The 25,554-nt window shown below is 49.7% G+C and carries 21 protein-coding genes and 1 tRNA gene; 14 read left to right on the top strand and 8 right to left on the bottom strand.

The window, feature by feature from the left end; all coding sequences use genetic code 11:
• Positions 1 to 105 precede the first annotated feature (105 nt).
• The 4 genes from JKP77_RS11985 to apbC all read right to left on the bottom strand — a co-directional run bounded on the left by JKP77_RS11985 (position 106) and on the right by apbC (position 4,543).
• Positions 106 to 182 (bottom strand) — tRNA-Pro (locus JKP77_RS11985).
• Between the two features lie 289 nt (positions 183 to 471).
• Entirely contained in the window at positions 472 to 2,529 is a 2,058-nt protein-coding gene (locus JKP77_RS11980) for a glycoside hydrolase family 97 protein (RefSeq protein WP_218311461.1), read from the bottom strand.
• Between the two features lie 264 nt (positions 2,530 to 2,793).
• Positions 2,794 to 3,384, bottom strand: a complete 591-nt coding sequence (gene dcd / locus JKP77_RS11975) for a dCTP deaminase (protein ID WP_218311460.1) — start codon at positions 3,382 to 3,384, stop codon at positions 2,794 to 2,796.
• Positions 3,385 to 3,457: 73 nt separating this feature from the next.
• Entirely contained in the window at positions 3,458 to 4,543 is a 1,086-nt protein-coding gene (gene apbC, locus JKP77_RS11970; RefSeq protein ID WP_218311459.1) for an iron-sulfur cluster carrier protein ApbC, read from the bottom strand.
• Between the two features lie 124 nt (positions 4,544 to 4,667).
• Here apbC and metG point away from each other — a divergent pair, with 124 nt between their 5' ends.
• Positions 4,668 to 6,731 carry a methionine--tRNA ligase gene (metG, locus tag JKP77_RS11965; RefSeq protein ID WP_218311458.1) on the top strand — a complete coding sequence of 688 codons (2,064 nt, stop codon included), beginning with the start codon at positions 4,668 to 4,670 and terminating at the stop codon, positions 6,729 to 6,731.
• Positions 6,732 to 6,752: 21 nt separating this feature from the next.
• Here metG and JKP77_RS11960 read toward each other — a convergent pair whose 3' ends face one another.
• Positions 6,753 to 6,995: a hypothetical protein gene (locus JKP77_RS11960; protein ID WP_218311457.1), complete on the bottom strand. Its 243-nt coding sequence runs from the start codon at positions 6,993 to 6,995 to the stop codon at positions 6,753 to 6,755.
• A gap of 33 nt (positions 6,996 to 7,028) precedes the next feature.
• On the opposite strand from JKP77_RS11960, the gene JKP77_RS11955 reads away from it, so the two are divergent.
• A complete protein-coding gene (locus tag JKP77_RS11955; RefSeq protein ID WP_218311456.1) occupies positions 7,029 to 8,084 on the top strand; it encodes a serine hydrolase domain-containing protein in 1,056 nt (351 codons plus the stop codon).
• 92 nt (positions 8,085 to 8,176) lie between these two features.
• Here JKP77_RS11955 and JKP77_RS11950 read toward each other — a convergent pair whose 3' ends face one another.
• A complete protein-coding gene (locus JKP77_RS11950; RefSeq protein WP_218311455.1) occupies positions 8,177 to 8,950 on the bottom strand; it encodes a class I SAM-dependent methyltransferase in 774 nt (257 codons plus the stop codon).
• Positions 8,951 to 9,037: 87 nt separating this feature from the next.
• On the opposite strand from JKP77_RS11950, the gene gloB reads away from it, so the two are divergent.
• From gloB to JKP77_RS11935, 3 genes are all read left to right on the top strand, one after another.
• Positions 9,038 to 9,829, top strand: coding sequence for a hydroxyacylglutathione hydrolase (gloB, locus tag JKP77_RS11945; protein WP_218311454.1), 792 nt, complete (start codon positions 9,038 to 9,040; stop codon positions 9,827 to 9,829).
• A 65-nt stretch (positions 9,830 to 9,894) separates the two neighbouring features.
• Positions 9,895 to 11,556, top strand: a complete 1,662-nt coding sequence (locus JKP77_RS11940) for a lytic transglycosylase (protein WP_218311453.1) — start codon at positions 9,895 to 9,897, stop codon at positions 11,554 to 11,556.
• 4 nt (positions 11,557 to 11,560) lie between these two features.
• Entirely contained in the window at positions 11,561 to 12,625 is a 1,065-nt protein-coding gene (locus tag JKP77_RS11935) for an ion transporter (RefSeq protein WP_218311452.1), read from the top strand.
• 57 nt (positions 12,626 to 12,682) lie between these two features.
• Here the strand turns inward: JKP77_RS11935 and JKP77_RS11930 are convergent, their stop codons facing one another.
• Positions 12,683 to 13,576 carry a type 2 periplasmic-binding domain-containing protein gene (locus tag JKP77_RS11930; RefSeq protein ID WP_218311451.1) on the bottom strand — a complete coding sequence of 298 codons (894 nt, stop codon included), beginning with the start codon at positions 13,574 to 13,576 and terminating at the stop codon, positions 12,683 to 12,685.
• Positions 13,577 to 13,649: 73 nt separating this feature from the next.
• Positions 13,650 to 15,026 carry a cysteine--tRNA ligase gene (gene cysS, locus JKP77_RS11925; RefSeq protein ID WP_218311450.1) on the bottom strand — a complete coding sequence of 459 codons (1,377 nt, stop codon included), beginning with the start codon at positions 15,024 to 15,026 and terminating at the stop codon, positions 13,650 to 13,652.
• A 165-nt stretch (positions 15,027 to 15,191) separates the two neighbouring features.
• Between cysS and JKP77_RS11920 the strand changes: the two genes are divergently transcribed.
• The 9 genes from JKP77_RS11920 (at position 15,192) to JKP77_RS11880 (ending at position 25,534) form a co-directional block, all read left to right on the top strand.
• Entirely contained in the window at positions 15,192 to 15,686 is a 495-nt protein-coding gene (locus tag JKP77_RS11920; RefSeq protein WP_218311449.1) for a peptidylprolyl isomerase, read from the top strand.
• 67 nt (positions 15,687 to 15,753) lie between these two features.
• Positions 15,754 to 16,479, top strand: coding sequence for a UDP-2,3-diacylglucosamine diphosphatase (locus tag JKP77_RS11915; protein ID WP_218311448.1), 726 nt, complete (start codon positions 15,754 to 15,756; stop codon positions 16,477 to 16,479).
• A gap of 330 nt (positions 16,480 to 16,809) precedes the next feature.
• Positions 16,810 to 18,393, top strand: coding sequence for an alkaline phosphatase (locus JKP77_RS11910; RefSeq protein WP_218311447.1), 1,584 nt, complete (start codon positions 16,810 to 16,812; stop codon positions 18,391 to 18,393).
• Between the two features lie 12 nt (positions 18,394 to 18,405).
• Positions 18,406 to 20,328: an alkaline phosphatase gene (locus JKP77_RS11905; RefSeq protein ID WP_218311469.1), complete on the top strand. Its 1,923-nt coding sequence runs from the start codon at positions 18,406 to 18,408 to the stop codon at positions 20,326 to 20,328.
• 56 nt (positions 20,329 to 20,384) lie between these two features.
• On the top strand, positions 20,385 to 21,101 hold the full coding sequence (locus JKP77_RS11900) for a hypothetical protein (RefSeq protein WP_246601182.1): 717 nt from the start codon (positions 20,385 to 20,387) through the stop codon (positions 21,099 to 21,101).
• A 159-nt stretch (positions 21,102 to 21,260) separates the two neighbouring features.
• Positions 21,261 to 21,887, top strand: a complete 627-nt coding sequence (locus tag JKP77_RS11895; protein ID WP_218311446.1) for an OB-fold-containig protein — start codon at positions 21,261 to 21,263, stop codon at positions 21,885 to 21,887.
• A gap of 20 nt (positions 21,888 to 21,907) precedes the next feature.
• Positions 21,908 to 23,704, top strand: coding sequence for a flotillin family protein (locus tag JKP77_RS11890; protein WP_218311445.1), 1,797 nt, complete (start codon positions 21,908 to 21,910; stop codon positions 23,702 to 23,704).
• 196 nt (positions 23,705 to 23,900) lie between these two features.
• The gene (locus tag JKP77_RS11885; protein ID WP_218311444.1) at positions 23,901 to 24,224 is read left to right on the top strand and encodes a helix-turn-helix transcriptional regulator; all 324 of its coding nucleotides are present in this window, start codon (positions 23,901 to 23,903) and stop codon (positions 24,222 to 24,224) included.
• A complete protein-coding gene (locus JKP77_RS11880) occupies positions 24,218 to 25,534 on the top strand; it encodes a type II toxin-antitoxin system HipA family toxin (RefSeq protein ID WP_218311443.1) in 1,317 nt (438 codons plus the stop codon). Before JKP77_RS11885 ends, JKP77_RS11880 begins: the two co-directional genes overlap by 7 nt.
• Positions 25,535 to 25,554 lie beyond the last annotated feature (20 nt).

Genomic DNA, 25,554 nt, shown 5'->3' with positions numbered 1-25,554 from the left:
TAATGACCCATTGCGGATGGGATGGTGTAATTAATCGTGTAAGATGAATGCTGATCCCCCGTTTATGGGGTAGAGCCCCAAGCTGCTAGCGGGGAAGAGAGAAGTTGGTCGGTGTGAGAGGATTTGAACCTCCGACCCCTGACACCCCATGACAGTGCGCTACCAAGCTGCGCCACACACCGACCGAAAGAGCCGACAAGTGTACTCATTTTTGCTATCAATGCAACGCTTAACAAGCGAAAAAAGCCCGCCGAATAGCTATTCGAACGAAAAACGCCCAAAACAACAATAGCCCAGCAACGCAAAGCGGCATGTAATGCTGCTTATTGCTCTGTAGAATGCTTCTTAAGCCCCACCCTCGGTTACATTCCTAACTAGGGTGTAGTCTAAGAAAAAAAACCAGGTTGTGCTGAACAACCTGGTTTTTACCTTGCCTGTGAGCGTCAGGCACACATCGTGTTAGTTTGCTGCTTACAGCGCCCTGAAACGGATGGCAGTACCTCCGGCCGCAGCCAGCTTCAGTGTCAGTTTGTCGCCGGCAGTCATCTTCTTGCTGACAATGTCAATGCCATAAGGATTTTTCTGCCAGTCCGCTTTTTCGCCGTCCTGATAAATTTGTGCCTCATAGGTTTGTCCTTTATCAAGAAACGAAAGCGGTACTTCAAGTGTACGAGACTCCTCGTTGGTAATTGCGCCGAGATACCAGTCATTACCGCTGTACTCACGATGCGCCTTTTCTTTACGGGCGATAACCACAAAGTCCCCTACCTCGCCTTGTAATGCAACAGTCTTTTCCCAGTCGGTCGGTACATCTTTAATAAACTGAAAAGGTGCTGGTTTAGCTTCGTAGTTTTCCGGTAAGTCTGCCGCCATCTGGATGGGGCTGTAGATCACCACATACTCTGCCAACTGCTTGGCAATAGTGGTCTGCGGACGCATATACTCGGTCAGACCGTGCTCTTCAGTACCACCTTTAATTGGCGGATAATCAAGATCAAAAATACCGGGCGTAAAATCCATGGGCCCTGACAGCATTCTTGTAAACGCCAGCATCGGTACATGTTCTGGTGGATTGGGAGCCGCCCAACCTGAGTTGTATTCCTGCCCGCGCGCACTTTCCCGCGAAATCCAGTTTGGATAGGTTCTGCGAAGTCCGGTGTCTTTCACCGACTCATGCGTATTGATAGACAACCCGTACTTTGCGGCAGTTTTCACATTGTGTATAAAGTGATTAACTACATCCTGGCTGTCGGTATATTCAAAGCGCATCACACCGTTTTCGTCTTTGCGTTTTAAGCTCTGGCCATGCGCCACATACCCGGTTTTGATTTGCTCTACGCCCATGCGCTCATAAAGCGCAAAGCCGTCTTCCATTTGTTCTTCGTAATTGGTGATGCCGCCGGAAGTTTCATGGTGTCCAATCAGTTTCACGCCAACGTTTTTGCCATGTTCTGAAACTTTTTCAATATCGAAATCCGGATAGCCTTCGGTGAAGGAGAATAACTCTGAGTTCTGGATCCAGTCGCCATCCCAACCGGTATTCCAGCCTTCTACCAGCACACCGTCAAAGCCATGCTTTGCGGCAAAGTCCATGTAGCGAATGGTGTTTTCAGTAGTGGCGCCATGTTTCTCACCCGAGCCCCAGGTGTATTTCTGAATGTGCATCCCCCACCAGATACCGATGTATTTGCCTGGGTTCACCCAGTCTACGTCGCCCAGTTTGTTGGGCTCATTCAGGTTTAAGGTAAGATAGGAATTGATCAGTCCAGGCGCATTAGCAGCAATTTGTATGGTTCGCCACGGCGTTGTGAAACTGCCCGGCTTTCTGACTTTTACACCATCGGCGCGCGGTGCCAGATTGGCCTCGAAACGGCCAAGGTGTTGTCTGTCCAGACTCATACCCGCGTAATCCACCAGCGCGGCTTCGTGAATTGCCATATGCACGCCGGAGTCCAGTTTAACCGTCATAGGCGTGCTGGCCAGCATGACCTCCTGAACGGGTGTTTCGCGATATAAATACTCCTGTCGCTCGTACCCCTGCCCCGGTATCCAGTAGGCAGTTGCGGTATGCGAATCCACGATAGAAAACTCTGTCATTTCACGGGCTATTGCTCGCGGCCCATCGGCCTTAACATGGTAGCGAAACCCCACGCCATCGTTGAATACACGTACCTGCAACGTAAGCGCATTGTTTTTATCATCACGGTCTGTGAGCTTTACCGTAAGCTCATTATAGTGATTGCGAATAACGCGCTGTTCACCCCAGGGCTGTTCCCAGGTCGAGTCTTCGCTGTCGCGACTGACCTCGGTTAGCGCCAGATTACGATAAAGGGGTTTGGCTTTCTCGAATGCAAAGCCTAAACGGGAAGGCCGGATAACCTGTTTCCCCTGAAATGACACTTGATAGTGTGAATAGGTGTCACTATCGGTGATTGTCAGTGTGATCTTGTCATCGGGTGACGAGACTGTCAGTTCCGCGGCATTCGCCGATAAACCCAGTACTGCGAACAACAAAAAGGCAAGACGCATAATGTATCCTGTATTAAGAGTTAAGCACCCCTTAAAACTACGACACTTAATCGATTAAGTAAAGTGTATGAAACAATTTTTTTACAACTGAAGAACCAAGGCCACCGGCAACTTGTGTGCTTGAGAGACGCTATTTGGATTTACACAGGCAGGATAGTTCGAAAAAAACCGGCTATCACGAGTGCGATGCCGGTCTTTCAACGCGTAAAATGTGTCGCAAGCCCAGGGGCTGTAAGCCTTTACTGGTGCTATTGCAGAAGTAAATTACTGCTGCGAGTCTGAGCTGATGCGGCTGGAATCAGCGCCAGACTGCCCTTTATATTTGGCGTCAGGACGGGCGTTATAAGGTTTCTCTGCCGGGCGCGATAAGGTCTCAAAGCTAAGCGCTCCAATTTTCATCAGCGGCTTCAGGGCCAGAGGCAATTTTCCGCTGTTGAAAAACTCAAGCACAATGTTTCCTGACCAACCCGGATCGATGCGGTGTGCCGTAACGTGAACCATCAGTCCCAGGCGTGCCAGTGAAGACCGGCCATCCAACCAGCCTACGATATTATCCGGCAGCGTAACGGATTCATGTGTAACCGCCAAAGCCAGCTCGCCCGGATGCAGAAAGAATGCTTTGTCCGGCGCGATGGCAATCTCATCACTCATTACCGATTCCAGTGCTTCCTGCACCTGTGCTTTAGGGCCACTTAAGTCAATGTAAGGCGCCTGATGATCTTCAAAAACGCGAAATTTGTTGCCCAATCGGATATCCACGGTGATCCCGCTTATCTGATCATAATCGGGACGCGGCGTAATGGATATTTTACCGGTTTCCAAATGTTCAAAAATGTCACGATCGCTTAATCGCATGATGATTCCTGTATCCTGAAGTGGGCGCTATTATGCGCGCTAAGGCTGCAACCGACAACGGTTTTTAGCCGTTTTACAGCGAGGTAAATCCAATGGGATCCCCTTTAAGGTGCGACTCATTTTCACTGGCCGGTTGCGTCAACGCCAATTGCATCGACATGGCTCTGGCCGCTTCACGGTAATAGCGGGAAATATCATCCTCCGGCTCGGCCACCACGAATGGCTCGCCTTCGTCAGCATATGCCCGCAAGCGCTTGTCCAGAGGCAACGCTGCCAGCAACGGCAATCCGTAACGCTCGGCCAGTGCTTCACCGCCGTCTTCTGAGAATATCGTGTCCTTGTGACCACATGCAGAGCAGCGGTAGAAGCTCATGTTTTCAATCAGTCCCAGTACCGGCACATTCACCTTTTCGAACATAGAAATGCCTTTTTGCGCATCGGCAACCGCTAAATCCTGTGGCGTGGTCACCACCACTGCGCCACTCAGAGGCACTTGCTGTGCCATCGTAAGCTGAATATCGCCTGTACCCGGCGGCATATCCACAATCAAATAATCGAGCACCGGCCACAGTGTTTCATCCAGCAGTTGCTTTAACGCGCGGCTTGCCATCGGGCCGCGCCACACCGCGGCATCTTCTGGCGGCACCAGATACCCAATCGAGTTCGCCACAATGCCATATGCAGACAAAGGCTGCATATGCTTGTTATCACTGCTTTGTGGATGCGCATCCGGGTTCCCCAGCATAATCGGCACAGAGGGCCCGTAAATATCGGCATCCAGAATACCCACGCTGGCCCCTTCCTGCATCAGTGCTAAAGCCAGATTCACCGCGGTGGTGGATTTCCCCACTCCCCCCTTTCCGGACGCAATCGCAATGATGTTTTTGATATTGTTAATGTGTGGCTGTGCGGTTTGCGTAGAGCGAACTTTCTGGCGCACTACGATGCCTGAAGTATGGCCCGCTGCGTGCAATGCATCTTCCAGATAATGGCGTAACGTTTCTGTCTGACTTTTCATGCAAAAAGGCACCTCGATGTTGATAGTATCACCCTGTTGAGTGCACCAGGGACGGGTTTGCTGACTGTCTATGCTCAGATAATCGGCCAGCGCCTTTGCCACTGCTTCTGTGATTTTGTCGCCCTTACGGGAAAAAAACATACGTTACCCTCTAATTTCAGGAATCTATTTGTGAGATTACGTGAATTACGTAATGCAAAAATGGCGGTTTTCCGCTAGTATTTGCTCCCATTTTTCAACGCGAAGAATCAAGTACAACGTCATTATGTCAGAAAACTCTTTGTCCACCGCAGCCAGCGGCGAGAACGCGAAACGCCGTATTCTGGTGACCAGTGCTTTACCGTATGCAAACGGTTCTATCCACTTAGGTCACCTGCTTGAGCACATTCAAACCGATATCTGGACGCGATTCCAGCGTTTACGTGGTAACGAATGTTACAGCGTTTGCGCCGATGATGCACATGGCACGCCTGTGATGCTTAAAGCCCAGGAGCTGGGGATCACGCCAGAAGAGATGGTGGCCAGAACCCGTGCGGAACATCATCAGGATCTGCAGGATTTCTTCGTTGAGTATGACAACTATTATGTGACGCACTCGCCGGAAAACAAGGAAATCTGCGAAGAGATTTACCACCGCCTGGATAAGGCCGGATACATTTCTAAGCGCGTGATTAACCAGCTTTTCGATCCGCAGAAAGAAATGTTCTTACCTGACAGGTTTGTCAAAGGCACCTGTCCAAGCTGCGGTGCTGAAGATCAAAACGGTGACAGTTGTGACGTATGCGGTGCGACCTACAGCCCTACCGAGGTGAAAGATCCCCGTAGTGTGGTATCCGGCGCAACGCCAATCCTGAAAGAGTCCGAACACTACTTCTTCGACCTGCCTCAGTTCGAAGGCATGCTGAAAGACTGGATCCGCTCAGGTGCGCTGCAAAAAGAAATGGCCAATAAGCTACAGGAGTGGTTTGAAGAAGGCTTACAGCAGTGGGATATCAGCCGCGATGCGCCTTATTTTGGTTTTGAAATTCCAGGTGCGCCAAACAAGTTTTTCTACGTTTGGGTAGACGCCCCGGTTGGCTACATGGCCAGCTTTAAGAATTACTGTGACCAGAACAACGTCGATTTTGACAGCTACTGGAACCCGGATTCTGACGCCGAGCTATACCACTTCATCGGCAAAGACATCACCTACTTCCATTGCCTGTTCTGGCCAGCGATGCTGGAAGGTGCGGGTTACCGTAAACCCACTGGCGTCAATATTCATGGCTTCGTGACGGTGAATGGCGCAAAAATGTCCAAATCCCGCGGTACGTTTATCAAAGGCCGTACGTATCTGGACCACCTGAACCCGGAATATCTGCGTTATTACTTTGCCTCTAAACTGGGTGATGGTGTAACGGATATCGATCTGAACTTTACCGATTTTGCGCAGAAAGTGAATTCTGACCTGGTTAATAAGGTTGTGAACATTGCCAGTCGCTGTGCCGGGTTTATCTCCAAGCGCTTTGACGGCAAATTGTCTGAAAACATCATCGAGCCTGAATTGCTAAAAGAGTTTCAGGATGCCTCTGAAACTATTGCCTCGCTGTACGAGCGTCGCAGGTATCATCAGGCCATTCGTGAAATTATGACACTGGCAGACAAGGCCAACCAGTTTATTGACACTAACGCCCCGTGGGTAACAATCAAAGAAGAAGGCAAAGAAGCCTTCACTCACGATGTGTGCTCGCTGGGCATCAATATGTTCCGCATGCTGGTGGTTTACTTAAAACCCGTGCTGCCAGTTCTGGCTGAAAAAGCTGAGGCATTCCTTAACGATACGTTCACGTGGGAATCGGTTCAGCACGCCCTTACCGGACATGCTATTAATAAATTTAAACCCATGATGCAGCGGGTAGAAATGGAGAAAATTGACGCTATGGTTGATGCTTCTAAAGAAAGTCTGGCAGCAGCAGAGCCAGCTAAAAACCCGGATACCCCGTTAGCGAAAGATCCGGTCAGCGACACGATTTCCTTTGACGACTTTATGAAAGTTGACCTTCGCATTGCCCGCATTGCCAATGCAGAACATGTGGAAGGTGCTGATAAACTGCTTCGCTTAGAGCTGGATTTAGACGGTGATACCCGCCAGGTATTTGCTGGTATTAAATCAGCCTATGCGCCAGAAGCGTTAATTGGTAAGCATACCGTAATGGTCGCGAATCTGGCACCGCGTAAGATGCGCTTTGGTATGTCAGAAGGCATGGTGCTGGCTGCCGGTCCTGGCGGTGACGAGCTTTATATTCTTGAACCACACGAAGGCGCCAAGCCGGGTATGCGGGTAAAATAGTCTGAAACGGTAAATCAGCAATTAGAGAAAATAGCGCCTGTGGGCGCTATTTTTTTGCTTCTCTGTGGCCGTCGCGCCAAGTCCGCCAAGTCCGCCAAGTCCGCCAAGTCTGATACTTCGCGATGCACTTCTAGCATCAATTGCTGCCCCTCTCTTTCCTCTTTTTGTTACTTTTTTCTTGTTTAAAGCTTTATGTTGATTTAAACCATTCAAAATCGAATCATGCCGTTTTAACGTCTTCAGACTACACACGCTTGCTGCCATCGCATTTTGCAGGCGTGTAAATGGAATTAGCGAATGCAGCGTAACCACATAATTATACTAAGAGTTCTGGCAGTCATAGTTGTTATTACCAGTATCGTGATATTTGCGCCAGTCAGGGCCCTTTATGTCTACCTGTCGCCGTTATCAAACGACGTTCAAACAGAAGTTGACCGTGCAGTCGACGCCGGACTTGTGGGGATCAGTGTCTATATAGATCAGCCTGAACCGCGTTCTGATTTTGCCTACGCCGCCGGCTGGCACAACAAACAGGCAAGTTTATCCGCGCACACGACGCCCCTGTTTAAAATTGGCAGCGTCAGCAAATTGTATCTCGCAGCCGCAGCCACACGCCTTGTCGTCACTGACCGTTTACAACTCGATACGACATTACAGGCCTACCTACCAGAACTGGCAGATAAAATAGAAAATGCGGATACCATTACCCTTCGCATGTTAATTCAACACCGAAGCGGCATTCCTAATTTCACCGATGTAGACACTTTCCCATGGCTGGCACCTTTCGACGAGAATGAGGATACCGAAAGAAGCCTGGCGCTGATTTACAACAAACCTGTGATTTTCACTCCGGATGAGCGCTATGAGTATTCGAACACCAATTATCTGCTTCTTGCCAGCATCATAGATAAGGTGCTTGGGTATAGCCATCAAAGGTACATACGCGCAGAGTTTCTGACGCCTCTGGGTCTGAATCGGACTTTTGCCACCGTGAAACACGCTCCACAGGATGCCCTGATGAGCGGCTATATTGAGGGTCAGGATGATGACCTGAAACATCTGGCCTTTATGAACCCGGCAGGTGCGATGGTGGCCAGTCCCCAGGATGTTGCGCATTTTCTCAGAGCATTGAATAACGGTACTTTACTCAATGCGGAAGAACAACAACTGTATTCCACTCTTTATTTCACCAGTCATGACGGCTGGCTGCCAGGCTATCTTAGCTTCGCACGCTACTTTGAGGACACTGATACCGTAATTATTCTGTTCGCCAATACCAGTGGCGACGAGCCCTGGATGATTGCCGATTTTACGCTTTCCCGCATTCACGAGATTATTCGCGATCAGCAGTAGTAAATCCGTCCGATTTGGTCGTGGCAAGAGATCACATGATGTGCGCCTCAGCGCATCAGAGGCCTGTCGCCCTACTTCACGAAAAGCGAAAATTATCCGCGCGGATTCGACAATGCTTCTTTTCGCATAGCGCTGGATGACTCACGCATGCTTGCACTCACAGGGGAGAATTGTGGCTTGAGTTTCATTTTCGGCTTTATCGCGGTCATGGGCATCACCCGTTTACGGGCCAGAATGACATAGGTAGAGCTGCACCAGGGCAGGTAATTTGCCAGCCACTGCTGAATTTTGGGCGTATTCCGAACGGTATAATTCAAAAACAGCATGGAAAACAGGATATTACGCTGCTCGACAATTTCAAACCCTAACAACTGCAACCAGTCTTTGATACGACCACTGGTAAAAAATCGGGCATCATGCAGAACGTTACCGCGCTTTACCGGCAGGTATTTTCCTAACCAGGTTAAACTAAAGGGATTAAAACCGCTGATGATCACGTAACCGCTCTGCGTAATCACCCGGTCTACTTCCCTTAATATTTGATGGGGGTCATGCGCAAAATCCAGTTCATGTGCTAACAAAAAACCGTCAATGCTGTTTTCCGAAAACGGCAGACAGTGCGACTTTCCCAGCACCGAACTGTATTCGGTCACTTCCCGCGTGACGTTTATATGATGTTTTATCGGACTGGACGGCAGCGCAAGCTGCGAACTCAGGTTCCCCAACCTGGCAAAGTGATAGCCAAAAATACGCTGCGTGAAATCGTCGCATACCGATTCAACAGCGTTTTTCACCAGCTCTGAGGCAGGCAGCTCTTCCCATAACAGCGGGTAGCGTGGTTTTTTATGTATAAATGCGGATCTCATTAAGATGTAGTCTGATCCAATAGGTTGCCCTGCCCCTAACAAGTTTTTATAGTATCGCATTATCACCTAATCACAAGCAGGTACGCTATGACGCAGGATCTTATGCCCAACGATGTGTCGGTATTCCCCATCCCCGCTTTTACCGACAACTACATCTGGTGTCTACATAATGCCGATCAGGCCGTTGTTGTCGACCCAGGCGATGCACAACCCGTGATGGAATACCTGAAAAAAAACGCTTTGTCACTGGCAGCCGTTTTGATTACCCATCACCATCATGATCACACAGGCGGCATTGCGCGACTGGTGTCGGCCAATCCGAATGTACCGGTTATTGGCCCCCGGGGGAACCATATTCGCGGAATTACGAAAAGCGTCTCACAAGGTGATACCGTTCATCTGCCAGTGCTATCGCTTAAGTTTTCGGTTATCGAAACACCCGGGCATACGCTGGACCATATTGCTTTTTACGGTCATGGTGCGCTTTTCTGTGGCGATACGCTTTTCTCTGCCGGCTGCGGCAGGTTATTTGAGGGCTCTCCTGAACAGATGCTGCACTCGCTGAATAAGTTCAAACGTTTACCGGATGACACCATCGTTTACTGTACTCATGAATATACACAGGCAAATGTGGCCTTTGCCAAAGCCGTAGAACCGGATAACGCCGAATTACAGGCCTACTCAGACTGGGCAGATGCCCAGCGCGATAATGATGTCCCTACCCTGCCTACTGATATAAAAACGCAAAAGGCCATCAACCCGTTTCTTCGCAGTCGTCTGCCTGAGATAAAGGAATCGCTGACTTCACACTGGGGAAAAGCCCCCGTCAATGATGTTGACGCGTTCGCGGGCGTAAGACGCTGGAAAGACGAGTTTTAATGCAATTATTGTTATTAAACCGTACAATGAGGGCTTTGCGAAACTCATAGCGAGGTGTCTTCACAATGAAAACGCAGTTGTCCGTATTGGCATCGTTAGTTGCGGTACTGAGCCTTACAGGCTGTCAGTCAACGACCGAGCCTGTGGTTACAGAAACTACGAACCAGCAAGTCGAGCCTTGTGAAATCGCGCACACCAACATTGACGATGCCGCTGACTGTGAGGTCGCCAAAGAAGGCGTAATAGAAGTTATTCATCCGCAGGAAGATGTCGCGGTTGATATCGCCGTACCGAAAGAAACAGCAAAAGAAGCACCTGTTATCATTTCAGATGTGTGGGCACGTATTGCCAACCAGCTTGATATGACTGTGCCCGACGATTCCCGCGTGACCGTGCAGAAAAACTGGTACCTGAAACATCCAGAGTATATGGCTCGCGTAGTGAAGCGCGCAAAGCCGTTCCTGTATTTCATTGTGGAAGAAATTGAAAAACGCGATATGCCGCTGGAGTTGGCGTTACTGCCTATCGTAGAAAGTGCATTCGATCCGTTCGCCTATTCCCACGGCCGAGCAGCCGGTATGTGGCAGTTTATTCCCGGCACAGCCAAGCGCTTTGGAATGCAACAATCATGGTGGTATGACGGGCGTCGTGACGTTATTGCTTCCACTGTGGGCGCGATGGACTATCTGAACTACCTCAACGAGTATTTTGACGGTAACTGGCTACACGCACTTGCAGCGTATAACAGCGGGGAAGGCCGCGTCGCGCGTGCAATCCGCCGTAATGAAAAAGCAGATAAACCTACTGACTTCTGGTCGCTGGACTTACCCCGTGAAACCCGCGCCTACGTGCCTAAGTTACTTGCGCTGGCGGATATTCTGAAAAACAAAGACAATTACGATTTCACCTGGCCGGAAATTGAAAATGTCGCGGTGATAAAAGCGGTAGATATCGGCTCACAGGTGGATCTGGCTTTTGCAGCCGACCTTGCGGGTATGACGTTAAAAGATTTACATGCGCTAAACCCCGGGTATAACCGCTGGGCAACCGACCCCGACGGTCCGCACCGTTTAGTCCTGCCACTGGACAAAGCCGAGGCATTCTCACAGGCGCTGGCAAAGATTGATTGTACCGATCGCTTAAACTGGGTTCGCCATGAAGTAAAACGTGGCGATAGTCTGGGGAAAATTGCCAGCAAGTATCATACGACCGTCGATATCATTAAACAGATCAACGAGATGGACTCGAACATGATCCGGCTCGGCGACCACATTATGGTTCCGGTAGCGCTTAAAGAGCTGGATACCTATTCGTTGTCGCAAGACCAGAGACTGGCGTCACTGCAGAATACGAAGCGTGCCGACTACAAGCTGACCCATAAAGTCACCAGCGGTGATACGTTGTGGGATATCTCACGTAAATACAATGTCAGTACCCGTTCGCTTGCCAAATGGAACGGCATGGCGCCAACCGACACGTTGCGCCCTGGTCAGACACTGGCCATCTGGGTAAACAAGGTAACCGACAAGCAAAAAGACGATGCGATACTGCGCACCCTCACCTATACCGTCAGACGTGGTGATTCGCTGTCTCGCATTGCCAGTAAATTTAATTTAAAAATCAGTGACATTGCAGAGTGGAACGACCTCAACGCGAAGCGATATCTGCAGCCAGGTCAAAAGCTGACACTTTACGTAGATGTGACGAGATTAAAAAACGTAGGATAGCAATATGTTAAGGATTAACCGGGAAAATTTGCGTAACAGCCATGAGACGCCCTGGTTAATTCTCGACCTGGTCATGTTGGGGCTATTGCTGGTTAACCTGCTTTGGTTAATCTTCGATGCCCTCTACGCTACCGAGTTTGTGTATAGTCAGTTAGCCACTTTTTTCCCCGGCTTCACCGATGCTTACGACCCTATCCATCATAACTTCATCCTCGTGGATTTGGTTTTTATCGCCATCTTTTTCGCGGAGTTTTGCTTTCGCTGGGTGGTATCCATCGTTCGTAAAGAACACCTGCGATGGTATTTCTTCCCGTTCCTTCACTGGTATGACATTGTTGGCCTGATCCCATTGGGTGCCACCCGTATATTTCGTTTTTTGCGTATATTCTCGATTTTGCACCGTCTGCACAAATTTCAGATTATTGACCTGAACCAGACGGCAATTTTCCGCTTTTTCAGTTTTTACTATAACGTGTTTGTGGAAGAGTTGAGCGACCGCATCGTGGTGAAGGTATTAAGCGACGCGCAAAAAGATATCTCGGCCGGCTCACCACTGGTTGATGACATTACCCGCCAGGTGCTCGCCCCCCGACGCGCGATTCTTACCGAATGGCTTGCCGGTGTGATGAATCACTTCGGGCAGTCAATCAGTGACAGCGAACATGGTGAAGCAATCCGTGAGCACGTTCGTAAAAGTGTGGGCAAAGCGGTTAAAAATAACTCTCAGGTCTCAACGCTTCAGTACGTTCCGGTTGTTGGCAAAACTATAGAGAATACGCTGGAATCTGCGGTCACCGATATCGTTACCACTTCTGTAATCAACCTGCTTAGCGATTTGGATTCGTCGAAAATTGACCGCTTTGTCGAAGCGGGTTTTCACGACTATACGCCGACCGCGGATGAACTGGATAAAGAGGTATTGCAGGTTATCAATGAGTGCCTGGAGCTAGTGAAGGCACATGTGGCCCAGCAGCGCTGGAAAGACGAGCTTGCTGCAAAAGAAAAGACGCTACCGGTGACCGATATCCATGTGCCACCAGAAGACAACCCGGCGGTCAAAGACAAATAACGGCCCGCCTCCTTTTTGTATGGCTAACCAGTTTCCTGAAGACTTATTTTTAGTATTTCAGATGTTCGGCTTTATAACGGTGCCATCTTTACATTGAATGGTTTGCCAGTCGGCCACACGCTGATTTAATAAACCCAGCCGCTGATAAACCGATTGTATGGCTCCCTCCTCACGCAACATGGCCAGGCCCTGATTCAGTTGCTCCAAAAGCATAGGAGCGTCGTTATTTTCCTGTCTCAATACAAAGTGGGTGGAATCCGGGAACACCAGTTTATATCCCTCAAGCGGATACAACGGCGTAGTAAAAGGACGTCGCTGCATTTCTGGCTTGTTACTGAAGGTTAGCGGTATCAGCTCTCCCCTGCCTCGCGCCAGCATGCTGAACATGTACTCATACTGATTCACGTGGATAAGCGTAAACCCGGCACATTTCATCAGCTCCCAGTCAAGGTGCCAGTTCTGGTTGGTGAGTGTGAGCGCGCGGGTAATGTCGTCGAATGTTGGAAACTTATTCACCATTGAGGATGTTGTATACAGCCCTTTTACGAATTCATATTCGCGAAACAGCGGCGCCGTCAGCATTAGCTTGTCATCACCAGCTTCGTTTGACCACACGCCCACCGCGGTAGCATCCAGATTTCCCGCCGCAAGATCGTCAAGCATGCGTTCGTTAATAGGGTAACCGGTCAGCTGGATATCGTAATGGGCATCCACACGCGCCAACGCATTGCAGAAAATCAGGTATTCAGTAAGGATTTGGTTTTCATCAACATCCGCATTCTCAAGTGGCGGACAACCGTGTTCATTTATGAAGGTGTTCAGCGTTGCCAGGTGATCCTGATAGGTCCCGAGCTGAAGCACCTGAGGATGGGCAACTGCGTCGGTGTCGGCGCGGGCGACGGCAATGCAATGACACAATATCAACACTAACCACACTATTGCTTGTTTCATTGCCTGCCCTCCAACTCACAGGCACCGTCAACACGACGACGGTACCCATGCTTAACTCATCATTTCATTGTGATTACTGGCGCCGCCACGTGGTTCCCTGAGGTCCATCTTCCAGTACAATGCCCTTTGCCGTCAGCGCGTCCCGGGCGGCATCAGCAGCGGCCCAGTCTTTTGCTGCGCGGGCATCGTTACGCTGTTTAATCAGCCCTTCAATTTCTTCAGCATCATCATCACTTCCTGATTGCAGATACGTGTCAGGATCGGACTGCAACATGCCCAGAATGCCGCCAAGCCCTTTGAGCACACCAGCCAGTTTACCGGCTTCAGCAGCATCTGCTTTTTGCTTATTCAGATCTCTGGCAAGGTCGAAAAGAACGGAGAATGCCTCAGGTACGTTAAGATCATCGTTCATAGCAGCTTCAAAACGCGCCAGATAGCCTCCATAGTTTAGCTCAACGCTGTCATCCACGTTCACGCCACGCAATGCAGTATACAGTCGCTCAAGCGCAGATTTCGCCTGAGTCAGGTTATCCAGCGAGTAGCTTAACTGACTACGATAATGCGCAGACATCAAAAAGAACCTGAGAGACTCAGCATCATGCTCTTTCAGTACATCGCGCAGAGTAAAGAAATTTCCCAACGACTTGGACATCTTCTCATCATTCACCTGCACCATGCCGGTATGCATCCAGATATTCACATACGGGGTATCGAATGCACAGCATGACTGTGCAATTTCGTTTTCATGGTGAGGGAATATCAAATCTGAGCCGCCACCGTGAATATCAAAATGCGCACCAAGGTGCTTATGGTTCATAGCAGAACATTCGATATGCCAGCCCGGACGACCTTCGCCCCAGGGGGATTGCCATGCCGGCTCGCCGGGTTTTGCGGTTTTCCACAGTACAAAATCCAGCGGATCGTCTTTTCCCGCTGCAACTTCAACCCGAGCTCCCGCATTCAGTTGCTCTAAATCCTGTTTACTGAGTTTGCCGTATTCCGGAAATTTACTGACATCAAACAGAACGTCACCACTTTGCGCCTGATAAGCAAAGCCTTTATCAATCAGTTTCTGAATAACCGCGATAATTTCGTCCATATGGCCGGTAACCGTGGGCTCGATGTCTGGTTCCAGCAAATTGATTGCGCCAAAGTCTTCGTGCATCATGGCAATGGTGCGTTTGGTAAGACTCTCGGTGCTTTCGTTATTCTCGTTAGCACGCGCAATGATTTTGTCATCCACATCGGTAATATTGCGCACGTAGTTTACGTCATAACCAAGGTGGCGCAGATAACGCACCAGAATATCAAAACTCAGATAAGTGCGTGCATGCCCCATATGGCTTACGTCATACACCGTGATCCCACACACATACAAGCCCACTTTCCCTTCTTCAAGCGGCACAAACTGTGCTTTTTCACGGGTTCGGGTATTGTAGAGGTGCAACATGGGTATCTTTTCCTGTTTTGACAAATGGGCGCAAAGTGTAGCATTCAGTGTGACGCAGTCACAGCCTTTGTTTTGGCCAACTTAACGCGTTGTGGTTTTCAGCCGCTGTATATTACGCTACCATTATTTTGGAGTTAACCTTGCCATTCTGGGAATAAATTAAAAATGGTTACATTTAAGACAAATTACGGCGACTTTACGCTGGAACTGTTTGCAGACAAGGCCCCTGCTACTGTAGAAAATTTTCTGGGCTATGTGAACGACGGTTTTTACGACGGGACTATCTTTCACCGTGTTATCGATGGCTTCATGATCCAGGGCGGTGGATTTACTGAAGACATGGACCAAAAAGCGACCAAGGCACCCATTCAGAACGAAGCCAATAACGGCGTAAGTAATGAAGCCGGTACCATTGCAATGGCAAGAACGAACGATCCGCATTCTGCTACTGCGCAATTCTTTATCAATATCAAAGACAACGATTTTCTGAATCATACCAGCGAGTCAGTGAATGGCTGGGGATACTGTGCATTTGGTAAAGTGACCGAGGGCATGGATGTAGTCGAGAAAATCAAAAATGTGAAAACCGGATCTCACGGTTTCCACCAGGATGTGCCGGTAGAGCCGGTGATCATCGAAAAAGCGGTTGTTACTGAATAAGCCGTTTCGTTCAATGAGGGCAGCGCAAGACTGTCCTTATTCTTTTCTTCTTAATTAAAAGCACCCCATGTCCTTCACCTATTTTATTGCCGACCTTCATCTTAGCGAAGACAGACCCGATATCACCGATTGTTTAAAGCAGTTTCTGGCAACGGATGCAAAAAAGGCTGATGCACTTTATGTGCTTGGAGATCTGTTTGAAGTATGGCTGGGGGATGACGACGTGACTCCGTTCAACGAAGACATTGCAGCAGCTTTCAAAGCACAAAGTGAGCACTGTCCGGTGTATTTCATGCATGGAAACCGTGACTTTGCGATCCGGCAAACCTGGCTGAAAAAAGCGGGCATGACGCTGTTATCTGAGCAAACCGTGGTTGACCTATACGGCACGCCTACCCTGCTGACACACGGCGATGAGCTTTGCACACGGGACGTGGCCTATCAAAAATTTCGAAAGAAATCGCGCAGTTGGTGGTGGCCACGGCTAATGCTGGCACTACCGCTGTGGTATCGTCGGCGGGTTGCCAGGAACGGGCGTGCTGAGAGCAAGGAAAATCAGCGCCATTTGCGTCCGGAAATTATGGATGTCACCCCTCAGGAAGTCATCAATGTGATGGCGCGCTTTGGGGTGAATCAGCTGATCCATGGCCATACACATCGGCCCGCCATTCATCAGTTAACCGTTAACAATGCACCGGCAACACGAATCGTACTGGGAGACTGGTACGACCAGGGCAGTGTATTAGTCGTCACGCCAGATACTATCGATTTGCAGTCCCGTTCGTTTCAGTAGCACACTTAAAAACGCAATTTATTTTTAATAAACAGTAAGTTGATTTGCATTTTCGCGATTGACCATTCGGTTCATATTTTCATCTTTCCAAGCGTAACCTGAAACGGTTCTACTCCATAGTTTCATAATTCTGACACGAAGCGTTAATACAAGTGTCAACGCATCGTCATTTTATCTCCCTACCCTCGTTATGATTTTTCGGCTCGCCAAGCAAAAAGTCAGATAAGGGATTATGTCTGTACCCATCTGCCGTCTCACCTGGCAAGTCATAGTAAATGGCACTCAGGGCACCACTGTCCCTGTTAATAATGAAAACTAGGAACTACACACATGAAATGTAACTGGAAAGCAGCACTAAGCGGTATTGCGCTGGCTGTGTCTACCGGCCTGCACGCTGACGTGTTACCTGCATACCAAGCGGATAATGCCTGGTATACCGATGCGCAAAGCAGACTAATGACAAAGCTGGAAACCAATAATCGTTTCAACGCAAAAAATGTGATTCTTTTCGTCGGTGACGGTATGGGTGTGTCGACCCTGACCTCTTCACGTATTCACAAGGGTCAACTGGCGGGTAACCCGGGTGAAGAAGGTTACCTGACGTTTGAAGAGTTCCCTCACAGCGCGCTGGTGAAGACCTACAACGTGGATGCTCAGACACCAGACTCTGCCGGTACCATGACTGCCATGATGTCAGGACTTAAGACAGATGTGGGTGTCATTGGCGTTGATGAAGACATTGAGCGCGGCGACTGTTCCACTGTGGCCGGAAATGAAGTCATCACAGCACTGGAGCTTGCAGAAATTAAAGGCTTGTCTACCGGCATTATTTCTACTGCCCGCATCACACACGCCACCCCTGCTGCTACCTATGCAAAATCTGCAGATCGAAACTGGGAAGACATTTCCGACATGCCTGAAGAAGCGGTTTCAGCAGGCTGCACGGATATCGCCGATCAATTGGTTAACTTCGAGACCTATCTGGAAAGTCGTTACACCGGTGTGGATGTAGATGGCATTGAAGTAGTAATGGGTGGCGGGCGCCGCCACTTCCTGCCAAAAGATGCCGCCTTCAACAGCCCTGATGCGGTAAGTGAAGTGGAAGGCGATCGCACCGATGAGCGTGACCTGACTGCAGAATGGCAGAGCCAGTATGAAAACGGCGTGTACGTATATGATCAGGCAGGTTTTGACGCCCTGGACACCGAATCTACAGAGCGCGTTTTTGGTCTTTTCAACGAGTCACACATGCAGTATGAAGCAGACCGCGCTAACGACGTTGCCGGCGAACCTTCAATTGCACAAATGACAGAAGCCGCTATTGGTGTGCTGGATAATAATGCGAATGGCTTTTTCCTGATGGTAGAGTCTGGCCGTATAGACCATGCTCACCATGCGGGCAACGCTGCGGGTGCACTTACCGATACGCTCGCTTTTGAAGCAGCGGTTAAAGCTGCCTATGAAAATACAGACCCGGATGAAACGCTGATCCTGGTTACAGCAGACCACGGTCACGTATTTACTATCGCCGGCTACCCTAAGCGTGGTAACCCCATTCTTGGCAAAGTGGTAAACGTTGGCAGTGAAGAGCCTGCAACCGCCGCCGACGGCATGCCTTACACCACTCTCGGTTACACCAACGGTCTGGGGTTCATGAACCTGGGCAGCGAAACCGATTCAGATGCCGCTTACGCAATGGACATCAACGCAGGACGTATGGACATCACCAACGTTGATACCACAACTCCTGGCTATCACCAGGAAGCCCTGATCCCTTTGAGCTCAGAAACGCATTCCGGCGAAGATATCTCATTGCATGCAACAGGACCGGGAAGTCAGCTAGTACAAGGCGTGGTAGAACAGAATGTTGTTTTCCACCTGGTTAACCAGGCGCTTGGCCTAATCAAAGAATAAGTGGAGAGCATGATGAAAATAGTTAAATACAGCGCAATTGCTATCGCGGTTGCCGGCTTAAGCGGGTGTTTTCTAGAAGGTGATGATGGCGATACCGGTGCGCAAGGCGCGCCAGGTAACGACGGCGCACCTGGTGTAAGCAGTCTGACAGTACAAACGGATCTGCCGGTGGGCGACGCAAACTGCCCGAACAGTGGCGTACGTTTCGATTCCGGTCAGGATGCTAACGACGACGGCGAATTAAGCGAAGACGAAATTGCTGACACCAGCTACGTATGCGCGCCAGGTGCTACAGACGTCAACAACGGTGAACTACTAACCACGCTGAACAATGACTGGTTTATTCAGGCAGCGGCTGAAGTAGAAAACAACAAACAGGTATGGATGGAAGCTACCGGTACCGCAGCATCAATGAACAGCGCCAGCGTTAATCAGTATCAGGTAAGCTCGGAAGCGGAAATGCAGGCACTGGTTGCCGATTTACGCGGACAGGCGAAGAACGTGATCCTGTTTGTTGGTGACGGCATGGGTATTTCCACCGTAACGGCGGCACGCATTTTAGATGGTCAGATGAAAGGCATGGCCGGTGAAGAAAACCAGCTGAGTTTTGATCGCTTCCCGTTTGCGGGTCTGTCTAAAACGTACAGCGTTGATGCACAAACGCCGGATTCTGCCGGCACCATGACGGCCATGATGAGCGGCGTAAAAACCGATGTCGGCGTGATTGGTGTAGATGAAGATATCGCGCGCGGTGACTGCGCCACGGCAGCGGGCAACGAGCTGGTTACAGCACTTGAAATTGCTGAAATCGCAGGTAAATCAACGGGCATTATCTCTACCGCCCGTATCACTCACGCGACGCCTGCGGCAACGTATGCAAAGTCTGCTGACCGTAACTGGGAAGACATCTCTGACATGCCGGAGGCTGCGGTTACCGCGGGATGTACTGACATTGCCTCGCAACTGGTGAACTTCGAAAGCAACCTTGAAAGCCGCTTTTCCGGTGTGGATGTTGACGGTATTGAAGTGGTGATGGGTGGCGGACGCCGTCATTTTCTACCCCGTGATGCTGCGTTTAACAGCCCAGATGCGGTGAGTGAAGTTGAGGGCGATCGCACCGACGGTCGCGATTTAACCGCAGAATGGCAGGCGATGTATTCCAACGGTGTCTATGTCTACGACCAGGCAGGTTTCAATGGCCTGGACACAGAAACCACCGAACGTGTCTTCGCACTGTTCAACGAATCGCATATGCAGTATGAGGCGGACCGTAGCAACGATGTTGCTGGCGAGCCATCTATTGCTGAGATGACAGAAGCCGCAATTGGTGTGCTGGATAACAACGATGAAGGCTTCTTCCTGATGGTCGAGTCTGGTCGAATAGACCACGCACATCACGCCGGAAATGCCTTCGGTGCACTTCACGATACACTGGCTTTTGCTGACGCCGTTGCGGTAGCGGATGATATGACTAACGATGAAGATACACTGATCATCGTCACCGCCGACCACGGCCATGTATTCACAATTGCAGGCTATCCGAAACGCGGTAACCCGATTCTGGGCAAAGTGGTTAACGTGGGCAGTGATGCTCCTGCAACGGCTGCCGATGGCCAGCCTTACACGACACTGGGTTATACCAATGGCCTGGGTTACCGTAACCTGGGCGCTCAGACCAACTCAGATGCAAGTTATGCCGCAGCGCCTGACGCCGGTCGCAAGGACCTGACCGACGTAGATACCACAACCCCGGGTTACCATCAGGAAGCCCTGGTTCCCATGAGTTCGGAAACGCACTCTGGTGAAGATGTGGGGATCTATGCCAAAGGGCCTGGTGCGTTTCTGATTAACGGCACCAACGAGCAAAGCGTGATTTTCCACGTTATGGACTACGCCGGCAACCTGGTCGAACAGGCCAATGCGGTTGTTGAATAGGTCATTTTAGCTGTCAGGGAGCCTGTTACAGGCTCCCTCTTTGCGGAGACACAATCATGTTTGCACCTTTGCTGATTGCTTCACTTTTGTCGGGAACGTCGTTTCAGTGCGACGCGGAGGCAAGCGTGCTTCAAGCTAAGTATACTATCGACGTTTCCTATCATGGCGAAACACAGAAAACCCTCGCGATGAACCTCTGGCGCGATAACAACAACGTAGCGCATCAATATCCTCAGACTCAAATTACCGAGGCATGGACCCTGGTCAGAAATACGCTGATCAAGCCCACCCGGTATTTTGATGGACACCAGCGCGCAATTGAATATCAGCCCGGAGAAAGTATTCACGGGGAAGTCGAGTCAGACTGGCCTTACCGTTACCAGTTAGTCAGTGAGACCTTCTTCGACCAGCTAACCAAAGTCAGCGAAAGCGGTAGCGGCTGCGAGGTCATACAAACCTTTGAGAAAAACACCGATGACGGCATTGTTTCGCTCAGCTGGTTACCCGCGCTGAATCTGATCAGCAGTTTTACTGTCAGCCAGGCTGGCATTGAGAAACACTGGTCGCTTAATTCAGTCAGTCACGACAAGACTATGATCGACGCGTTCTTCGACGCACGGGCAGACTACAAAAGCACAGATTATGCGGACATTGGTGATGATCATACCGATCCCTTTCTCACCAACATGGTAAATCAGGGCTTTATAGAGGCGGGGGCCAGTGGTTTTTACAACCAACATGGACAGGCCATCAGCGGTGGTCACTCGCATTAGCCGAATGACATTGTGGCCGGGAGATGCTGTCGTCTCCTGGTTTTCTTACCTGGCGGTTATAAAACAATAAAATTGTCTAAAAACTGATCTCTTTTGACTGGCATCCTCTTCCGCTTGTGGTATAACTCACTGAAGGTTGTTTCATCAAGGATGGTGATCATGTCAGATTTTCTATTCAACGACGCCAACTTCTGGTTCAGCGTAGCTATTGGTGTCGTCATTGTTCTATTCATCATAGAGTTTATCGGGCTGGTACTCGGCGTATCAGTTTTAGGCGTTTTCGACGATATTTCCGGTGTCGACGCAGATGTTGATATGCCCGCAGACAGCATGACGTCGTTGGCCAGCTGGCTAAGCCTGGATAAGCTTCCCTTAATGATCTGGGTCGTCATCTTCCTGACTATCTTCGGTATTTGCGGATACCTTACCAATTACGTCTATACACAGTTAATGTCAGCCATGACCCCACCCTGGCTTTCTATTGCCGCATCACTTGTTGCCGCTGTCATCCTTACCGCACGGTTTGGGGTCTTCATCTCCCGTGTTCTGCCTAAAAGCGAGTCCAGTGCGCTGGAAGACGATGACTATATTGGCACTACAGCCAACATCACCATTGGCATTGCCCGACAGGGAAATCCCGCCGAAGCGAAATTTACCGACAAATTCTCACAACCGCATTATGTGTTGGTTGAGCCGTTTGAAGCAGATGAGCAGTTTAATCAGGGTGATCGCATCATTCTGGTAAAAAAAGGAATGCGCAGTTGGCTAGCCACGCGCTATAGGTAGTTGATAAACAGAGAAGTAACATGGAAACGCTATCCACATCAAACCTGCCAATGATGTTAACCATCATCGGTATCATTGTCATAGCCCTCTTAACGATGGGGCTTATTTTCGCCAAGCTTTATACCCGCGCGACCAAAGAAACGGCCTTCGTTCGTACCGGGCTGGGTGGCGAAAAAGTTATTAAAGACGGCGGCGCAATTGTGCTTCCTGTCGTGCATGAAGTCATTCCGGTCAATATGAACACCCTTCGCATTGAAGTGGAAAAAACACAAAAAGATGCGCTGATTACCAAAGATCGCATGCGTGTGGATGTGAAAGCGGATTTTTATCTGCGGGTTGCGCCAAATTCCAGCGGGATCTCTATGGCAGCACAGACTCTGGGGACGCGAACCACGCGTGCCGAAGAAGTGAAAAAGCTCATGGAATCGAAATTTGTTGATGTATTACGTGCTGTTGCCGCAGAAATGACAATGACAGAAATGCACGAACAACGTGCTGATTTCGTGCAGAAAGTGCAACAAAGTGTGGCGAACGATCTTGAGAAAAACGGTCTGGAGCTGGAATCAGTGAGTTTGACCGGATTTGATCAGACCGATCTCGACTTCTTCAACGAGAACAACGCCTTCGATGCTGAAGGTCGCGCCCGTCTGGCAAAGATCATTGAGCAGAAACGCAAAGAGACCAATGATATTCAGCAGGAAAACCGGATTTTAATTGAACAGCGAAATCTGGAAGCGGAAAAACTGTCACTTGATGTAAAGCGTGATGAAGAAGAGGCCCGTCTGCAACAGGAACAGATACTGGCATTTAAACGCCAGGAACAAAAAGCAGAAATCGCCAAGCAGCGCGAGATGAAAGAACGTGAAGAGCGCGAAGCCGAGATTGCAAAAGAAAGAGCTATTGAAGCTGCAGAAATTGAAAAGTCCCGTGAAATCGAAACCCAGGAAATTGCTAAACGTCAGTCCCTTGAGCAAGCTCGCATTCGCCAGCAACAGGAAGTGGAAGTTGCTGAGCAGATGAAGCAAATTGCTGTTGCCATTAAATCTGAAGAGGAATCGGCTGCAAGAGCAAAGGCCGCTGAGGCAGAGAAAGCCAAAGTAGAAAAAATGGAAGCGGTCACTACGGCAAAACAAGTGGCTGAAGCCAATCGTCGCAAAGAAATCGAAGTCATTGATGCACGAAAAGAAGCAGAGCGTGAAGCGGTGAGCATTACGGTAGAAGCTGCTGCGAAGAAGGAAGCCGCGGAAAACGCTGCCGAAGCAATTTTAACCGAAGCCAAAGCCAGCGCGGAATCAAAAATGCTCCAGGCAGAAGCCGATGAGAAGGTACTGGCTGTGGAGGCTGCCGGTAAGCAGGCGCTTTATGAAGCTGAAAACTCGTTGAAAACTGAGCAGATTGATCTACAACGTTCGCTTGCCATTCTCAAAATTCTTCCCGAGCTTGTGGCTAATGCCGTGAAACCCCTTGAAAATATTGATGGCATTAAAATTCTTCAGGGATATGGGGTTGCCTCTGGTAAAGGTGACGGCAACGCATCAATGTCTACGTCCGGTTCAGGGGGAATGGCTGAACAGGTAACAAACGCAGCACTCCAGTATCGCGCGAATGCTCCTATCGTTGATGCGATGCTGCGGGAAGTTGGCCTCGTTGATGCGAAATCAGGCACACTGCAGGATTTGCTCAATGGTGACAGCCCTATCATCGCTTCTGCATCTCGCCCCGAAGCTCCTGAGGTAACAGGTGTTGAGTTGCAACCGGAAATCCCCGGCACGGATGAGGCTGCCGAACCTGCAGGCGATCCTGAAGATTTTCGATAATGTTATATGCGCCATCTTGCTGATGGCGCCACAACCCTATAATACCATAAAGTCCCCAATAGGGCACACTAACTCATTATAAACGCATAATGTAACCAATCCCGCACTTTATATAATATTGACACAAACCTCATTAAGTCCCAATATAGATACTTAAAAACCCAATCTGCCAGCAAAGTAACTATATGGGAACATTATGAGCTCAATTAGCCCTCAGGCATTGTGCGAAGAACTTGGTGAACGGCTGAAACAAGCGCGACTTAATCAAAACCTCACCCAGAGCGACGTTGCTTTGCGAGCAGGTGTTGCCCGCAAAACCGTGCTCAATGCGGAGAAAGGCAAGGCGCAATTGGAAAATTTTGTCGCAATAATGCAGGCCCTCTCACTTACCGAGCAACTGAATTTATTTTTACCCAAACCAGAAGTCTCCCCTATCCAGCTGGCGAAGCTGCAGGGTAAAAAACGTCAACGGGCATCCGGTCAACGCGAGGAAAACAACGGAGATAGTCTGGAATGGTAATGGAGGTCACGCAGGTTGCTTACCAACATCATGATATCGGCGCGCTGAGTTTTGACACCGATACCGGGTTGGGTGCGTTCGAATATACCTCATCATTCATTAAAACCGGTATTGAGCTTGCGCCTCTGAAGATGCCACTGTCGACGCGCATCTACAGTTTTCCCGGGCTGTCATATGAGACATTCAAAGGGCTGCCGGGGATGATTGCCGATTCGCTGCCTGATGACTTTGGCAACGCCGTATTAAATGCCTGGGTGGCAAATCAGGGGAAATCTCCAACGGAAATCTCACCACTGCAACGCCTGCAGTATACCGGTAGCCGGGGCATGGGAGCTCTGGAGTATTATCCTGCGACCCGCCTGCGCCGGCTGAACGCCTCGCAGCAGTTGGAAATCGAATCACTGGTCGCTATTGCCCAGGAAATCCTTGATACCCGCGGTGATTTCAAAGTGAAGTTGGGCAAGTCTGGCCAGGAGGATCGGGAAGCTATGATGGAGCTACTTTCTGTCGGCATGAGTGCGGGCGGCGCCAGACCCAAAGCCGTACTGGCATTTAACAACGACTTCACTCAGGTGCGCTCGGGACAAACCACCATTCCTGAAAAATACACACATTATCTGATGAAATTTGATGGCGTGAACGAACATAGTCGGGATCAGGAGACGTTTGGCGATCCATTAGGCTTTGGTGCGATGGAATATGTCTACCATTTAATGGCAACACGATGCGGCATTGATATGATGCCATGCAGATTGCTGGAGGAAGGCAATCGGCGACACTTCCTTACTCAGCGCTTCGACCGTGTTGGCAATCAGAAAGTCCATGTTCAGACGCTAAATGGTATCGCCCATGTCGATTATAAAAAGCCGGGCTCCTTCTCGTATGCCGAGCTGTTTGAAACCGCCAGGCAATTGCGATTACCGGCCAGTGATGCCATGCAATTGCTACAACGCATGGTATTTAATATTGTCGCGCGCAACCATGATGATCATGCCAAAAACTTTGCCTTCATGCTGAACAAAAACACATGGACGCTAGCGCCAGCTTATGACCTGGCCTACAGTTACAAGCCCGGAAGCAAGTGGGTTAACAGCCACTGGATGTCATTAAATGGTAAGCGTGATGATTTTACCCGGGAAGACATTTACAGCCTTGAGAAATTAAGTCCGATGTTCCGCAGGAAGAAACTCGATGAGGTCATCGATAACACCATCGAACATGTCTCACAGTGGAACAGTCTGGCAAAAGCGTGGCAGGTACCAGACTCGCTGCGCGAAGAGATTGCGGCAAATCTAAGGTTACATTTGTAGCGTTTCGGGCCGGCTACCTT

It is taken from the genome of Alteromonas antoniana (genome assembly GCF_019249295.1).
Classification (GTDB): Bacteria; Pseudomonadota; Gammaproteobacteria; order Enterobacterales; family Alteromonadaceae; genus Alteromonas; species Alteromonas antoniana.
Note: the sequence above shows the minus strand (reverse complement) of the source record. Positions and strands in the feature narration are given on the sequence as shown.

Bases quoted from the DNA above. Each gene is read 5' to 3' on its own strand.
- metG (WP_218311458.1), top strand. From the start codon at position 4,668: ATGTCAGAAAACTCTTTGTCCACCGCAGCCAGCGGCGAGAACGCGAAA.
- JKP77_RS11920 (WP_218311449.1), top strand. From the start codon at position 15,192: ATGGTTACATTTAAGACAAATTACGGCGACTTTACGCTGGAACTGTTT.
- JKP77_RS11935 (WP_218311452.1), top strand. From the start codon at position 11,561: ATGTTAAGGATTAACCGGGAAAATTTGCGTAACAGCCATGAGACGCCC.
- JKP77_RS11940 (WP_218311453.1), top strand. From the start codon at position 9,895: ATGAAAACGCAGTTGTCCGTATTGGCATCGTTAGTTGCGGTACTGAGC.
- JKP77_RS11910 (WP_218311447.1), top strand. From the start codon at position 16,810: ATGAAATGTAACTGGAAAGCAGCACTAAGCGGTATTGCGCTGGCTGTG.
- dcd (WP_218311460.1), bottom strand. From the start codon at position 3,384: ATGCGATTAAGCGATCGTGACATTTTTGAACATTTGGAAACCGGTAAA.
- JKP77_RS11930 (WP_218311451.1), bottom strand. From the start codon at position 13,576: ATGAAACAAGCAATAGTGTGGTTAGTGTTGATATTGTGTCATTGCATT.
- JKP77_RS11955 (WP_218311456.1), top strand. From the start codon at position 7,029: ATGCAGCGTAACCACATAATTATACTAAGAGTTCTGGCAGTCATAGTT.
- cysS (WP_218311450.1), bottom strand. From the start codon at position 15,026: ATGTTGCACCTCTACAATACCCGAACCCGTGAAAAAGCACAGTTTGTG.
- JKP77_RS11880 (WP_218311443.1), top strand. From the start codon at position 24,218: ATGGTAATGGAGGTCACGCAGGTTGCTTACCAACATCATGATATCGGC.
- JKP77_RS11915 (WP_218311448.1), top strand. From the start codon at position 15,754: ATGTCCTTCACCTATTTTATTGCCGACCTTCATCTTAGCGAAGACAGA.
- JKP77_RS11885 (WP_218311444.1), top strand. From the start codon at position 23,901: ATGAGCTCAATTAGCCCTCAGGCATTGTGCGAAGAACTTGGTGAACGG.
- JKP77_RS11960 (WP_218311457.1), bottom strand. From the start codon at position 6,995: ATGGCAGCAAGCGTGTGTAGTCTGAAGACGTTAAAACGGCATGATTCG.
- gloB (WP_218311454.1), top strand. From the start codon at position 9,038: ATGACGCAGGATCTTATGCCCAACGATGTGTCGGTATTCCCCATCCCC.
- JKP77_RS11895 (WP_218311446.1), top strand. From the start codon at position 21,261: ATGTCAGATTTTCTATTCAACGACGCCAACTTCTGGTTCAGCGTAGCT.
- JKP77_RS11905 (WP_218311469.1), top strand. From the start codon at position 18,406: ATGAAAATAGTTAAATACAGCGCAATTGCTATCGCGGTTGCCGGCTTA.
- JKP77_RS11900 (WP_246601182.1), top strand. From the start codon at position 20,385: ATGTTTGCACCTTTGCTGATTGCTTCACTTTTGTCGGGAACGTCGTTT.
- JKP77_RS11950 (WP_218311455.1), bottom strand. From the start codon at position 8,950: ATGAGATCCGCATTTATACATAAAAAACCACGCTACCCGCTGTTATGG.
- apbC (WP_218311459.1), bottom strand. From the start codon at position 4,543: ATGTTTTTTTCCCGTAAGGGCGACAAAATCACAGAAGCAGTGGCAAAG.
- JKP77_RS11890 (WP_218311445.1), top strand. From the start codon at position 21,908: ATGGAAACGCTATCCACATCAAACCTGCCAATGATGTTAACCATCATC.
- JKP77_RS11980 (WP_218311461.1), bottom strand. From the start codon at position 2,529: ATGCGTCTTGCCTTTTTGTTGTTCGCAGTACTGGGTTTATCGGCGAAT.